Origin of the sequence: Corallococcus aberystwythensis (assembly GCF_003612165.1) — a bacterium.
GTDB lineage: Bacteria > Myxococcota > Myxococcia > Myxococcales > Myxococcaceae > Corallococcus > Corallococcus aberystwythensis.
The window spans coordinates 6156-22138 of sequence record NZ_RAWK01000026.1 but is presented as its reverse complement, the minus strand read 5'-3'; the positions used below and the strand labels follow the sequence as shown (position 1 = coordinate 22138).

The 15983-nt window shown below is 70.7% G+C and carries 1 protein-coding gene (only partly in view); it reads right to left on the bottom strand.

The window, feature by feature from the left end; translation table 11 throughout:
• A protein-coding gene (locus D7W81_RS06345) for a non-ribosomal peptide synthetase (RefSeq protein ID WP_120554421.1) crosses the window boundary here: on the bottom strand, positions 1-15983 show its 5' portion. It extends 15535 nt beyond the left edge of the window; the window shows 15983 of its 31518 coding nt (coding positions 1-15983); its start codon is at positions 15981-15983; its stop codon lies off the left edge, out of view.

The following is a 15983-nucleotide window of genomic DNA, read 5'->3' as shown; positions in this document are numbered from 1 at the left end:
CCGTTGGTGCGCAGCACGAGCATCAGCGCGCCGGTGTCCGGGCGCTGGAGGAACAGCGTGCTCAGCGGAAGCTCCATCCACGCGGTGGACGGCGTCTCTTCCAACAGGCGCACGCCTTCGAGCTGCGACAGGCCTCCGGCCACGTGGAAGTGGACGAAGTTGAAGATGGTGTCGAACAGCCGCTGGCCACCCAGCTGCTGCTGCAACCGGCCCATGGGGTAGCGGCGGTGCGGCCAGATGTCGCCGTCCGCCTTGGAGACCTGGCGCACCAGGTCCAGCCACGTGCCGTCCTCCAGCGTCACCGGGAACGGGATGCTGTTGAGGAACAGGCCCACCATCCGCTCACTGTCGGCCGTCTCCGGACGGCCGTTGGAGACCACGCCCGTCACCACCGAGCGCTGTCCCTCCATCAGCGCGCGCACGCGCAGGTGCGCCGCCAGCAGCACGGTCTTGAGCGGCACACCGGCCGCCTGCGCCACGCGCTGCAGCCCTTCCTGGAGCGACGCGGGCACGTCCAGCTGCCGCATGCTCAGCACCGGCTCCTGGCCAGCGGGCAGCGGCGCGCGGGGCGCCGGACGGTCCACTTCCGCGAGGCGCGACTTCCAGAAGCGCTCGCCCTCGCCGCCGGTGAGCGACTGGTGCTCCAGCGCGACGAACTGGCGGTAGGTGACGGCCAGCGGCGCCGCCTCCGAGGCGGGCGTGCCGCGCAGCAGGTTCACGTAGCCGCGGAACAGCTCCGACAGCAGCGTCGCGAGGCTCCAACCATCCAGGATGGCGTGGTGGAAGATGAGCGAGAACTGGAGCGTCTTGTCCGTGCGGCGGTAGATCGCGAAGCGCAGCAGCGGCGCCCGGCTCCAGTCGAACGGACGGCAGCGGTCCTCCTCCACCAGCTTGCGCAAGAGCGCGTCCTGCTCCGCGGCGGGCACGTGGCGCACGTCGTGGATGACGAGCGGCACCTGGGCCTCGCGGTGCACGAACTGCAACGGCTGCTCGTACCCGGTGAGGTCGAACGAGGTGCGCAGGATGGCGTGGCGCCGGGCCAGCTCGGCCAGCAGCTGGTGCAGCTTCGCTTCGTCGAGCGCCATCTCCAGGTGGTAGCTGGTGGCGTCGTGGTACATGCCGGACGCTTGGTCCAGCTCGCTCTGGAAGAGCATGCCGGCCTGGAGCACGGCCACCGGGTACGCATCCTCCACGTCCGAGGGCAGCCGCGCGCGGTCCGCGTCGGACAGCAGGCTGAAGGGCTCCGAGCCCGGGACGGCCTGGGCCGCTCCCTTCGCCGGGGCCGCGTGCACCAGGTTCCCCAGCGCGCGGATGGTGGGCTGGCGCAGCAGCTCCACCATGGGCAGATCCAGGCCGCGCTCGCGCAGCTTCGCGATGAGCTGGATGCTGCGGATGGAGTCACCACCCAGGTCGTAGAAGCTGTCGTCGATGCCGACGCGCTCCACGCCCAGCACGTCCGCCCACACCTCGCACAGCGCGGTCTCCTCCGCGGTGCGGGGCGCGGCGTACTCGGTGGCCATCTGCGGACGCTCGCTGCCGGGCACGGGCAGCGCGCGGCGGTCCACCTTGCCGTTGGGCGTGAGCGGCAGCGCGTCCAGCGCCATCAGCGCCGTGGGCACCATGTACGCGGGCAGCTTGTCGTGGAGGAACGAACGCATCGTGTCCACGCCCAGCGGCTCCGCGCCCTCTTCCGTGACGACGTAGGCCACCAGGGCCTTCTCGCCCGCGACCTCCTGCACGGCCACGGTGACGTCGAGCACGGACGGGTGTCCGCGCAGCACGGTCTCGATCTCTCCCGGCTCGATGCGGAAGCCGCGCACCTTCACCTGCTGATCGATGCGGCCCAGGAACTCCAGGGCGCCGTCCGCGCGGAAGCGGACCAGGTCGCCGGTGCGGTACAGCCGCGCGCCCGGCACGGGGCTGAACGGATCCGGGATGAACTTCTCCGCCGTGAGCGCCGGCTGGTTCAGGTAGCCGTGCGCCAGGCCGTCGCCGCCCGCGAACAGCTCGCCGGGGGCACCCAGGGGCACGGGCTCCAGGGACGCGTTGAGGACGTGCACGCGCGTGCCGTTGATGGGACGGCCGATGGGCACGGAGATGCCCAGCGCGCGCGCGTCCTCCACCGGGTAGCACGCGGTGAACGTCGTGTTCTCCGTGGGGCCGTAGCCGTTGATGACACGGCAGCCGGGCAGCTGCTCCATCACGCGCAGCACGTGCGCGGGGGACAGCACGTCACCGCCCGCCAGCAGCTGGCGCACGGGACGCAGGCCGTCCAGGTTGCCGTCCACCATCTGGTGGAACAGACCCGCGGTGAGCCACAGGGTGCTCACGCCCTCGCGGGTGATGACCTCCCCCAGTTCGTCCAGGGTGGGCGCGCGCGGCGGGAACACGGCGAGCTTCGCGCCGTTGAGCATCGCGCCCCACAGCTCCAAGGTGGACGCGTCGAACGCGAGCGGCGCCAACTGGAGGAATACGTCCTTCGGCATCAGGCTGACCCACTCCGGGCCGCACACCAGGCGCACCACGGCGCGGTGGGGCACGGACACGCCCTTGGGGCGGCCCGTGGAGCCGGAGGTGTAGAGGACGTACAGCTCATCCTCGCCGTCCGGGGCGGTGTCGAGGTTCGCATCCGAGCGCTTCGCGAGCGCGGCCGCGTCGTCATCCAGGCAGACCACCTGGAGCCACTGCGCGGGCAGCTCGTCCGCGATCGCGGAGACGCTCACGAGCGCGGACAGGCCCGCGTCCTCGATGAGCATCGAGATGCGCTCGGTGGGGAAGCTGGGGTCGAGCGGCACGTACGCGCCGCCCGCCTTGGCGATGCCCAGCACCGCCACCACGAGGTCCAGCGAGCGCTCCAGGGACACGCCCACGCGCTTGCCCGGCCTGACGCCCAGGGCGCGCAGGTGGTGCGCGAGCTGGTTGGCGCGCGCGTTGAGCTGGCCGGCGGTGAGCGTGTCACCCTCGAAGCTCACGGCGACCGCGTCAGGCGCGCGGGCGGCCTGCGCCTCGAAGACGCGCGACACGGGCTGACCGTGCGGGTACGTGCGGGCGCGGTCGTTCCACGCGGCGAGCGTGTGGCGCTCATCCGGCGTGAGCAGCGGCAGCGTTCCGATGCGGCGCTCGGGGTTGTCCACCACGGCGCGCAGCAGCGACTCGAAGTGGGCGAACAGCCGCTCCGCCGACGCGCGGTCGATCACGTCCGTGTTGTGCTCCACCGTGACGGTGAGCCCGCCCTGCCACGGGAAGACGACGACGAGCAGGTCCCACTTGGCGGTCCCGTTCGTCTCCGCGTCCAGCAGGCTCAGCTCCAGGCCCGGGAGCTGGAGCGCCGGCAGCGGCGCGTTCTCCAGCACGAACTTCACGTTGAAGAGCTGCCCACCCGGCTCGCGCGGCGGCTTGAGCGCCTGCACCAGGGTGCCGAAGGGCAGGTCCTGGTGCTCGTAGGCGTCCAGGGTCCCCTTGCGCACGCGCTCCAGCAGCGCGCGGAACGACAGGTCGTCCGTCACCTGCGTGCGCAGGACCAACTGGTTGGTGAAGAAGCCGACCAGGGACTCCAGCTCCTCGCGGGCCCGGTTCGCGATGTCCGTGCCCACGACGATGTCGTCCTGGCCGGTGCGGCGGTGCAGGAGCGCGTCGAACGCGGCGAGCAGCACCATGAACAGCGTGGCGCCCTCCCCTCGTCCCAACGCCTCGATGCGGGACGTGAGGTCCGGGGACAGGTGGAAGCGGCGGCTGTCACCGTGGAAGCGATCCCCGGCGGGACGCGGCGCATCCGTGCGCAGCGCGATGCGGGGCGCTCCGGCCAGCTGCTGCTTCCACCAGGCGATCTGCTGCTCCAGCACGTCGCCGCTCAGCCACTGGCGGTGCCAGAGGGTGTAGTCCGCGTACTGCACGGGCAGCGCGGGCAGCGGCGAGGCCTCACCGCGCGAGAACGCGGTGTAGAGCGCCTGGAGCTCGTGCATGAACACGCCCACGGCCCAGCCATCCACCACGATGTGGTGCATGGCGAGGCACAGCACGTGCTCTCGAGCGTTCAGCTTCAGGAGTTGCGCGCGCAGGAGCGGGCCCTGCACGAGGTCGAACGGCCGGGCGGCCTCCGCGTTCAGGTGCTTCCGGGCCTCGGCCTCCGCCTGGTCGGCGGGCAGCGAGGACAGGTCCACCAGGGGCAGCACGAACGGCTTCGCCGGCAGGACGACCTGCACGGGCGCGCCGGAAGCATCCTGGTGGAAGGCGGTGCGCAGCGCTTCGTGGCGCCGGACGATCTCCTCCAGGCCGCGGCGGAGCACCTCGACGTCCAGGTCGCCGCTCAGGCGGGCCGCGCTGGGCACGTTGTAGATGGGCGTGCCCGGCGTGAGCTGCTCGAAGAGCCAGAGGCGCTCCTGGTCGAACGACAGCGGCAGCGAGCCCTCGCGGGACGCGGGCTTGAGCGGCGGCGTCTTGAACTTCCGCTCGGCGCCAGTGGCCTCGTCCACGCGGGCGGCCAGGGCGGCCACGGTCGGGGACTCGAAGAGCGCGCGCAGGGGCAGCTCCACCTGGAACTCGCCACGCAGGCGCGACACCAGCTGGGTGGCCATCAGCGAGTGGCCGCCCAGTTCGAAGAACGAATCCTCCGCGCCCACGCGCTCCACGGTGAGCACGCGCGCGAAGAGGACCGCCACGCGCACTTCCGTCGGGGTGCGCGGGGCCACGTAGGCGTCGGGACGCGTGAGCGCGCCCGTGGGAGCCGGCAGTGCCTTGCGGTCCACCTTGCCGGCGGGCGTCATCGGCAATGCATCCAGCACCACGAAGGCCGACGGCACCATGTACTCCGGCACGCCGTCCTTCAGGTGCTTGCGCAGCGAGGCTGCGTCCACCGTCCGGGCCGGCTGTGGCACGACGTAGCCGACGAGGCGCTTATCGCCCGGGACGTCCTCGCGCACGACGACCGCCGCCTCGCGCACGTCCGCGTGGCGCAGCAGCACGGCCTCGATTTCACCCAACTCGATGCGGAAGCCACGCACCTTCACCTGGTGGTCGATGCGGCCCAGGTATTCCAGCTCGCCGTCCGCCAGCCAGCGCACGCGGTCACCGGTGCGGTACAGCCGCGCGCCGGGCTCCTGGCTGAACGGGTTGGGGATGAACTTCTCCGCCGTCATGTCCGGCCGGCCCTGGTAGCCGCGTGCGAGGCCTTCGCCCGCGACGTACAGCTCACCGGCCACGCCCACGGGCACCGGGTGGTGCAGGGCATCCAGCACGTACACCTGCACGTTCGCCAGCGGCTTGCCGATGGTCAGGCGCTCCGCGCGGACACCGCCGTGCGTGAGGGTCGCGCAGACCGTGGTCTCGGTGGGGCCGTACGCGTTGATCAGCGTCCTCCCCTGCCCCCACTTGCGAGCCATCTCCACGCTCAGCGCCTCACCGGCGGAGACGATGGTGGACAGGCCGTCCAGCCCGTCCGTGCTCAGCTGCGCGAGCACCGACGGCGTCAGCGTCACGGTGGTGATGCGCTGCGACTTCAGCAGCGTGCGCAGCGGCTCATCCGGCAGCAGCCGATCGCGCGGCGCGAGCACCAGCGTGGCCCCCGACACGAGCGTGCTGAACACCTCCCACACGCTGGCGTCGAAGCTGGACGCCGCGTACTGCAACGCGCGGCGGCCCGTGCCCAGGCCCTTCGCCGCGGCGGCCTGCCGGGCGGTGTTGTTGAGGCCCCGGTGCGGCAGGAGCGTGCCCTTGGGACGCCCCGTGCTGCCCGACGTGTAGATGACGTACGCCAGGGTGTCGGCGTTCGCGACGGAGGCCGGAGCGGTGGCCGGCAGCGTCTGGAGGTGCGCCGCCTCCAGGTCCATGCGCACCACGCGCAGGCCGTCGGAGGGCAGCTGCTGGCTCAGCGAATCCTGCGTCACCAGCACGGGCGCGCCGCTGTCCTCCAGCATGAAGGACAGGCGCTCACGCGGGTAGGACGGATCCAACGGCACGAAGGCGCCACCGGCCTTCTGGATGCCGAGCATCGCCACCGCCAGGTCCAGCGAACGCTCCACGCAGAGCGCCACGCGGACCTCGGGCCCGACGCCCAGCGTGCGCAGGTGGTGCGCCAGCTGGTTCGCCCGCGCGTCCAGCTGCGCGTACGTCAGCGAGGCATCCTCGAACACCAACGCTTCCGAGCCCGGCGCGCGACGCACCTGGGCCTCGAAGAGCGCCGGGAACGTCACGTCGCCAGCGACCTCGCCGTGCGTGTCGTTCCACGCCACCAGCACCTGGTGACGCTCCTGCTCGCCCATCAGTGCGAGCTGGGACAGCTTGGCCATGGGCCGCACCGCCACGGACTCCAGCAGCACGCGCAGGTGCTCCGTCATCCGCCGCGCCGTCGCCTCCGCGAACAGGTCCGTATTGTACTCGAGCGTCCCTTCCAGCCCGCCCGCCGTCTCCGTCAACGACAGCGTCAGGTCGAACTTCGACGACTTCGCTTCCACCTCGTACGGCGACAGCTCCACGCCCGACAGCTTCAGGTGCGGCAGCACGTCCTGTTGCAGCGCGAACATCACCTGGAACAGCGGCGCATGGCTCAGGCTGCGCTGCGGCTGGAGTTCTTCCACCAGCTTCTCGAACGGCACGTCCTGGTGCGCGTACGCGCCCAGCGTCGTCTCACGCACCTGCTGGAGGACCTGCTGGAAGCTCGGGTTGCCCGAAAGCTTCGTGCGCAGCACCAGCGTGTTGACGAAGAAGCCGATGAGGCCCTCCGTCTCCGCCTGCGTCCGGCCCGCGATGGGCGAGCCCACCGAGATGTCGTCCTGCCCGCTGTAGCGGGACAGCAGCACCTGGAACGCGGCCAGCAGCAGCTGGTACGGCGTGACGCCTTCCTGCTTCGCCAGCGCGTTCAGCGTGCGGCTCAAGTCCGCGCCCAGCTTCACCGGCATCGTTGCGCCGCGGTACGTCTGCACCGCGGGACGCGCGAAGTCCGTCGGCAGCTCCAGCACCGCCGGAGCCCCGGCCAGCTGCTGCTTCCAGTAGCCGACCTGCTTCTCCAGCACTCCGCCCAGCAGCCACTCCCGCTGCCACTGCGCGAAGTCCGCGTATTGCACCGCCAGCTCCGGCAGCGGGGACTTCTGGTTGAGGACCTGGGCCTCGTAGAGCGCGGCGACCTCACGCACGAGCACGCCCATGGACCAGCCGTCGGAGACGATGTGGTGCATCGTCACCAGCAGCACGTGCTTCGCCTCACCCTGCTTGAGCAGCTTCGCGCGGAAGAGCGGACCCGTGCCCAGATCGAACGGGCGCGCGGCCTCTTCACCCGCCAGCCGTCGCGCTTCCGTGTCCTGTGCACCGGAGAGGTCCACCACCGGCAGCTCGAAGGCCTTCGCCGGGTGGATGACCTGCACCGCCTGACCGTTCTCATCGCGGAAGGTCGTGCGCAGCGACTCATGCCGGCGGACGATCTCCTCCAGGCTCCGCCGCATGGCTTCCACATGCAGCGCGCCCTCCAGCTTCACAGCGCCCGCCACGTTGTAGAAGGCGCTGCCCTGCTCCAGCTGGTCCAGGAACCACAGACGCTGCTGCGCGAACGACAGCGACTCCGTGGCAGCCCGGGGCCTCGGCGTGATCGCCGGGGCCTTGGACGCATCACGGCCAGACACGGCCGTATCCACGAACGCCGAGAGCGAAGCCACCGTGCTCAGATCGAAGAGCGAACGCAGCGGGACCTCGACGCCGAAGGCCGTGCGCAGCCGGGAGACCAGCTGCATCGCCAGCAGCGAGTGACCACCCAGCTCGAAGAACGAGTCCTCCGCGCCCACGCGCTCCACGCGCAGCAGCTGCGCGAAGAGCGTCGCGACCTGCTCTTCCGTCGCCGTGCGCGGCGCCACGTACTGGCCCTGCGCCGTCTGGGCCTCCGGCACCGGCAGTGCCTTGCGGTCCACCTTCCCGTTCGGATTCAGCGGCAGCGCGTTCAGCACCACGAACGCCGACGGCACCATGTACTCCGGCAGCCGCGCCTTCAGGCCCTTGCGCAGCTCCGCCACGTCCAGCGTCGCGCCCGCGACGTATGCCACCAAGCGCTTGTCGCCCGGCACGTCCTCGCGCACCACCACCACGGACTCGCGCACGCCAGGCTGCGTGGACAGCACCGACTGCACTTCACCCAGCTCGATGCGGAAACCACGCACCTTCACCTGGAAGTCGAAGCGGCCCAGGTACTCCAGCTCGCCGTTCGGCAACCAGCGGATGCGGTCGCCCGTGCGGTACATCCGCGCGCCGGGCTCGTCGCTGAACGGGTTGGGGACGTACCTCTCCGCCGTCAGAGCAGGCTTCGCCAGGTAGCCTCGCGAGAGGCCCGCACCCGCGATGTACAACTCGCCCGGCACGCCCTGCGGCACCGGACGCAGCCATGCATCCAGCACGTACCCCCGCGAGCCCGTCAGGAGACGGCCCACCGTCGGCTCCCGCGTCGCGCCCTTCTCCACTCGCAAGTACGTCGAATACGTCGTGTCTTCCGTCGGGCCGTAGAAGTTGTAGACGGCGTCCACGTTCTTCAGCCCGTAGACGGCCTGCGCCAGCCGGTTCAGCAGCGGCTCACCGGCGAGGTTCACCGTGCGCACCGTGTCCGGAACGCCCTGGCTGCGCAGCAGCTCCGCCATCGCGGAGGGCACCGTGTTCACCAGCGTCACCCGGCTCGCGTCCTTCATCGTCGGGAGCGCCAGTGCGTTCTCCGCGACGATGACGGAACCACCGATGCTCAGCGGCGCGAAGACTTCAAACACCGAGATGTCGAAGTTCAGCGACGTCGAAGCCAACATGCCCGACAGCTGCTGCGGCGTGAAGAACGTCGTCGCCCAGTGCAGGAAGGCCACCACGCTGCGCTGTTCAATCGCCACGCCCTTCGGACGGCCCGTCGAACCCGACGTGTACAGCACGTACGCCAGATTCCTCAGGCCCGTGCGCGCATCGACACGCGAAACAGGGTTCTTGGAGATGCTCTCCCAATCGGTATCCAGGAACACGTTGCGCGCCGAGTGCTTGGGCAGCACGCCCAGCAACTTCTGCTGCGTCAGCACCACCGACGCCTGCGCGTCCTCCAGCATCCAGCCCAGACGATCCTGCGGGTACGCCGGATCCAGCGGCACGTAGGCGCCACCGGCCTTCAACACGCCCAGCAGCGCCACCACCATCCGTGCGGAGCGCTCCATGCTCACGCCCACCAGCATGTCCGGGCCCACGCCCATGCCACGCAGGTGGTGAGCCAGCTGGTTCGACTGCGCCTCCAGCTGCGCGTACGTCAGCATCTGTCCGTCGAAGTAGACGGCGGCCGCATCCGGCGTGCGCGCAACCTGCGCCTCGAAGAGCGCCTGCATCGTCCCGGTCACCGGGGCCGGCAGGTCCGTCCCCGACACGTCCATCAGCAGCGTCTGCTTCTCCTGCGCCCCCATCAGCGGCAGGTCGAACACCTTCGCCATGGGCCGCACCGCCACGGACTCCAGCAGCACGCGCAGGTGCTCCGTCATCCGCCGCGCCGTCGCCGCCGTGAACAGGTCGGTGTTGTACTCCAGCGTCCCTTCCAGTCCGCCCGCCGTCTCCGTGAGGAAGAGCGTCAGGTCGAACTTCGCCGTCTTCGACTCCACCTCGTACGGCGACAGCTCCATGCCCGACAGCTTCAGGTGCGGCAGCACGTCCTGCTGCAACGCGAACATCACCTGGAACAGCGGCGAGTGGCTCAGGCTGCGCTGCGGCTGGAGTTCCTCCACCAGCTTCTCGAACGGCACGTCCTGGTGCGCGTACGCGCCCAGCGTCGTCTCACGCACCTGCTGGAGCACCTGCTGGAAGCTCGGGTTGCCCGAAAGCTTCGTGCGCAGCACCAGCGTGTTGACGAAGAAGCCGATGAGCCCTTCCGTCTCCGCCTGCGTGCGGCCCGCGATGGGCGAACCCACCGAGATGTCGTCCTGCCCGGTGTAGCGCGCCAGCAGCACCTGGAACGCCGCGAGCAGCAGCATGTACGGCGTGACGCCTTCCTGCTTCGCCAGCGCGTTCAGCGTGCGGCTCAGGTCAGCGCCCAGCTTCACCGGCACCGTCGCGCCGGAATACGTCTGCACCGCCGGACGCGCGAAGTCCGTCTGCAGCTCCAGCATTGCCGGAGCCCCGGCCAGCTGCTGCTTCCAGTAGCCGACCTGCTTCTCCAGCACCCCACCCAGCAGCCACTCCCGCTGCCACTGCGCGAAGTCCGCGTACTGCACCGCCAGCTCCGGCAGCGGCATGGCGCGGCCCTGCGAGTGCGCCTCGTAGAGCGCGCCCATCTCGCGCACGAGCACACCCATGGACCAGCCGTCGGAGACGATGTGGTGCATCGTCACCAGCAGGACGTGCTTCGCATCCGCCAGCTTCAGCAACCGCGCGCGGAAGAGCGGGCCCGCGCCCAGGTCGAACGGACGCACGGCCTCCTCGTTGACGCAGCGCTGGGTCTCCGCCTCGCGATCCGCTTCGGCCACGGCCGACAGGTCCACCACGGGCAGATCCATCCCGCCCGCGGCGTGGATGATCTGCGCCACCTGACCGTTGTCCTCGCGGAACGTCGTGCGCAGCGACTCGTGCCGCGCGACGATCTCCTGGAGCGTCCGCCGCAGGGCCTCCACGTCCAGCGCGCCGTCCAGCCGTACCGCGCCCGGCACGTTGTAGAGCGCGCTGCCCTGCTCCAGCCGGTCCAGGAACCACAGGCGCTGCTGCGCGAACGACAGCGGCAACACGCCCTCACGCGATACCCGCTTCAGCGGCGGCAGGTTCGCGGCTTCCGACTGCGTCTTCCCCTCAACGAACGCCGCGAGCGACGCCACCGTGCTCAGCTCGAAGAGCGAACGCAGCGGGACTTCGATGCCGAAGGCAGCGCGCAGCCGGGAAGCCAGCTGCATTGCCAGCAGCGAGTGGCCACCCAGTTCGAAGAACGAATCCTCCGCGCCCACGCGCTCCACGCGCAGCAGCTGCGCGAAGAGCTCCGCCACCTGCGCCTCGGTCGCCGTGCGAGGCGCCACGTACTGGCCCTGCGGCTGGCCTTCCGGAACCGGCAGCGCCTTGCGGTCCACCTTCCCGTTCGGAGTCAGCGGCAGCGCGTCCAGCACCACGAAGGCCGACGGCACCATGTACTCCGGCAGCCGCTGCTTGAGCCCCTTGCGCAGCTCCGCCGTGTCGAGCGCCGCGCCCGCCACATACGCCACCAGGCGCTTGTCGCCCGGCACATCTTCACGCACCACCACCACCGACTCGCGCACGCCCGCCTGCGAGGCCAGCGCCGACTCCACCTCACCCAGCTCGATGCGGAAGCCACGCACCTTCACCTGGAAGTCGATGCGGCCCAGGTACTCCAGCTCGCCCGTCGCCAGCCACCGCACGCGGTCACCGGTGCGGTACATCCGCGCGCCCGGCTGTGCCGAGAACGGATTCGGAACGAAGCGCTCCGCCGTCAGCGAAGGTTTGGCCAGGTAACCCCGCGCAAGGCCCGCGCCGCCGATGAACAGCTCGCCCGGCACGCCTTGCGGCACCGGACGCAGCCATGCATCCAGCACGTACGCCCGCGAGCCCGTCAGCGGACGGCCAATCGTCGGTTCGCGCGCAGCGTCCTTCTCCACTCGCGAGTACGTTGAGTACGTCGTGTCTTCCGTCGGGCCGTAGAGGTTGTAGACGCCCTCCACGCTCTTCAGGCCGTACAGCGCCTGCGCCAGCCGGTTGAGCAGCGGCTCGCCCGCGAGGTTCACCGTGCGCACCGACGACGGCACGCCCTGGCTGCGCACCAACTCCGCCATCGCGGAGGGCACCGTGTTCACCAGCGTCACCCGGCTCGCGTCCTTCAACGCCGGCAGCGCCAGCGCGTTCTCCGCGACGATGACGGCGCCTCCGCTGCTCAGCGGCGCGAAGACTTCGAAGACGGACAGGTCGAAGTTCAGCGACGTCGCCGCCAGCACGCCCGCCAACTGCTGCTGCGTGAAGGCCCCCGTCGCCCAGTGCAGGAACGCCACCGCGCTGCGCTGTTCAATCGCCACGCCCTTCGGACGGCCCGTCGAACCCGACGTGTACAGCACGTACGCCAGATTCCCCGCGCCCGTGCGCGTCGCGACAGACGTGGACGGCTGCCGCGCGATCAGCGCCCAATCCGTGTCCACGCAAACAGCCTGCGCCGAGTGCTCGGGCAGCACGCCCAGCAGCTTCTGCTGGGTCAGCAACACCGGGGCCTTCGCGTCCTCCAGCATCCAGCCCAGGCGCTCACGCGGGTACGCCGGATCCAGCGGCACGTACGCGCCGCCTGCCTTCAGCACGCCCAGCAGCGCCACCACCATCCGTGCGGTGCGCTCCAGGCTCACGCCCACCAGCGTGTCCGGGCCCACGCCCATTCCGCGCAAGTGGTGCGCCAGCTGGTTCGCCTGCGCATCCAGCTGCGCGTACGTCAGCACCTGACCGTCGAAGTAGACGGCCGCCGCATCCGGCGTGCGTGCCACCTGCGCCTCGAAGAGGGCCTGCATCGTCCCGCGAACCGGGCCCGCGAAGTCCGTCCCCGACACGTCCCTCAGCAGCGACTGCTGCTCCTGCGCTCCCATCAATGAGAGCTCGGACAGCCGCGCGCCCGGATTCCCGACCAGCGACGCCAGCAGCACCCGCAGGTGCTCCGTCATCCGCCGCGCCGTCGCCTCCGCGAACAGGTCCGTGTTGTACTCCAGCGTCCCTTCCAGCCCGCCCGCCGTCTCCGTCAGGTAGAGCGTCAGGTCGAACTTCGCCGTCTTCGACTCGACCTCGTACGGCGACAGCTCCACGCCCGGCAGACGGAAGTGCGGCAGCACGTCCTGCTGCAACACGAACATCACCTGGAACAACGGCGCGTGGCTCAGGCTGCGCTGCGGCTGAAGCTGTTCCACCAGCTTCTCGAACGGCACGTCCTGGTGCGCGTACGCGCCCAGCGTCGTCTCCTTCACCTGGGCCAGCAGCGCACGGAAGGACGGGTTGCCCTCCAGCTTCGTGCGCAGCACCAGCGTGTTGACGAAGAAGCCGATGAGGCGCTCCGTCTCCGCGCGCGTCCGGCCCGTGATGGGCGAACCGACCGAGATGTCCTCCTGCCCCGAGTAGCGCCCCAGCAAAACCTGGAACGCCGCGAGCAGCAGCATGTACGGCGTGACGCCTTCCTGCTTCGCCAGCGCGCCCAGCGCCTTGCTCAGGTCCGCGCCCACCTTCACCGGCACCGTCGCGCCCCGGTACGTCTGCGCCGCGGGACGCGCGAAGTCCGTCGGCAGCTCCAGCACGGCGGGCGCTCCGGCCAGCCGCTGCTTCCAGTAGCCGACCTGCTTCTCCAGCACCCCGCCCAGCAACCACTCCCGCTGCCACTGCGCGAAGTCCGCGTACTGCACCCGCAGCTCGGGCAGCGGAGAACCCCGGCCCGCACGGAACGCGTCGTAGAGCGCGGCGACCTCCCGCACGAGCACGCCCATGGACCAGCCGTCGGAGACGATGTGGTGCATCGTCACCAGCAGCACGTGCTTCGCTTCACCCAGCTTCAGCAGCCGCGCGCGCACCAGCGGGCCCGTGCCCAGGTCGAACGGGCGCACGGCCTCTTCGTCGGCGCACCGCCGCGCTTCCGCCTCGCGCGATGAATCCTCGAAGCCCGTCAGGTCCACCACCGGCAGCTCGAAGGCCTTCGCCGGGTGGATGAGCTGCACCGCCTCGCCGTTCTCCTCGCGGAACGTCGTGCGCAGCGACTCGTGCCGGCGGACGATCTCCTCCAGGCTCCGCCGCATCGCCTCCGCGTCCAGCGCGCCGTCCAGCCGCACCGCGCCCGGGATGCTGTAGAGCGCGCTGCCCTGCTCCAGCCGGTCCAGGAACCACAGGCGCTGCTGCGCGAACGACAGCGGCTGCGTGGCCCCTCGCGGACGCGGCGCGAGCACCGCCGCCTTCGGCTCCTGCTTCGACGCCGTGATGCGCTGGGCCAGCTCCACCAGGCTCGGCCCCTGGAGCAGCAGCTCCATGGGCAGCGCGGTCCCCAGCCCCTTCTCCACCGTGTGCGCCAGCTCCACCGCGCTCAGCGAATCCAGGCCGTACCGCGTGATGGGCTCACGCACGTCCACCGTCTTCGCCGGAACCTTCAGCTGCTCCGCCACGCGCTCCACCAGCCACGTCAGCGTGGCCCGCGCGGCCTCCGGCACGTCCTCACGGACCGGCGCCGCGGCGGGCTCCGGCGACTCTTCCGTCTCCTCGGGCTCCTCGAACCCCGGCTCGCGCCACACCAGCACCGTGCGCAGCTCGTCCGCGAGGAACCCCGCCTTGCACGCGTGCCGCTGGATCTTCCCGCTGGAGGTCTTCGGGATGCTGCCGGGCTCGATCAGCGCCACGGCGTGCACCTGCACCTCGTGACGCTCGGCGACGCGCTGGCGGATCTCCTTCACCGCCGCCTCCGCCATGTCCACCTGCTTGCGCAGGTTGCCCGCCTTGCGCAGGTCGATCTCCTGCACCACCACCAAGCGCTCCTCGCCCGCCACCTCCAGCGACACCGCCGCCACGCTGCCAGCGCGCAGCGCGGGGTGGCTCTCCTCCACCGTCTGCTCGATGTCCTGCGGGTAGTGGTTGCGGCCCCGGATGATGATCAGGTCCTTGGCCCGGCCGGTGACGTACAGCTCGCCGTCCCGCATGAAGCCCAGGTCCCCGGTGCGCAGGAACGGGCCTTCGTCCGTGCCCTTCACGCGCGCCTGGAACGCCTCCGCCGTCGCCTCCGGCTTGTTCCAGTAGCCCAGCGCCACGCTGGGGCCGCGCACCCAGATCTCCCCCACGCCACCGGGCGCGCACGCCTCGCGCGTCTGGGGATCCACGATGACCACGGGGTGTCCGGGGCGCTCATCGCCGCAGCCCACCAGGACGCGCGCCTCCGGCTTCGCCGCGTCCACCAGCACCGCCCGGCGCTGCTCCAGGGCCGGAGCATCCAGCACGCAGCGCACCGGCGGCGCCTCCACGCGCCCGCCCGACACCAGCAGCGTCGCCTCCGCCAGGCCGTAGCACGGGAAGAAGAACTCACGCTTGAAGCCGTGCGGCCCGAAGGCCTGCTCGAAGCGATCCAGCGTCGCCGGACGGACGGGCTCCGCGCCGGTGAACGCCACGCGCCAGGAGCTCAGGTCCAACGCCTGCCGCTCCTCCGCCGGGATGCGCCGCACGCACAGGTCGAACGCGAAGTTCGGCCCGCCGCTGATCGTGGCCTTGTAGCGGGTGATGGCCTCCAGCCACACGCGCGGGTTCTTGAGCATCGTCAGCGGCGACATCAGCGCCGCGTGGAACGTCGCGTACAGCGGCGTGAGGATGCCGCCGATGAGCCCCATGTCGTGGTACGGCGGCAGCCAGATGACGGCCGAGCTGTTGGCGCCCAGCTCGAACGCGTCGGTGATCAGCGCCAGGTTGTGCGCCAGATTGCCGTGGCTCAGCATCACGCCCTTGGGCGAACCCGTGGACCCGGACGTGTACTGGAGGAACGCCAGCGTCGAGGCGTCCACGGCCGGCGGCGTCCAGTCCGCCTCCCCACCCGCGGGAAGCTCGTCCGTCGCCATCCAGTGCAGGGAGCGCAGGTCCGGCGCCTGCTCGAAGACGAACTCCGTCATGGACAGGATGCCGGACGTGGTGAGCACCACCGTCGCGTTCGCGTCCTGGATGATCGCCCGCAGGCGCGGCAGCGTCCGCTCCAGCCGCATCGGATCCGGCGGGTACGCCGGCACCGCGATGAGCCCCGCGTAGAGGCACCCGAAGAACCCCGCCACGTACTCCAGGCCGGGTGGATACAGCAGCATCACGCGCTCGCCCGGCTTCGCCACCGCCCGCAGCGCCACCGCGATCCGCCGCGCGCGTGCGTCCAGCCCCGCGTAGCTCAGCGTCCCGTCTTCCTGACCCGCGTCATCCAGGAAGGTGTACAGCGGCTGTTCGGACCGCGACTCGGCCCGGCTCCGCAAGATTTCGACGAGAGTGGAATGAGAGGGCGTCAGTTCAGGGGTACGGGACAAGGAAGAACCCAT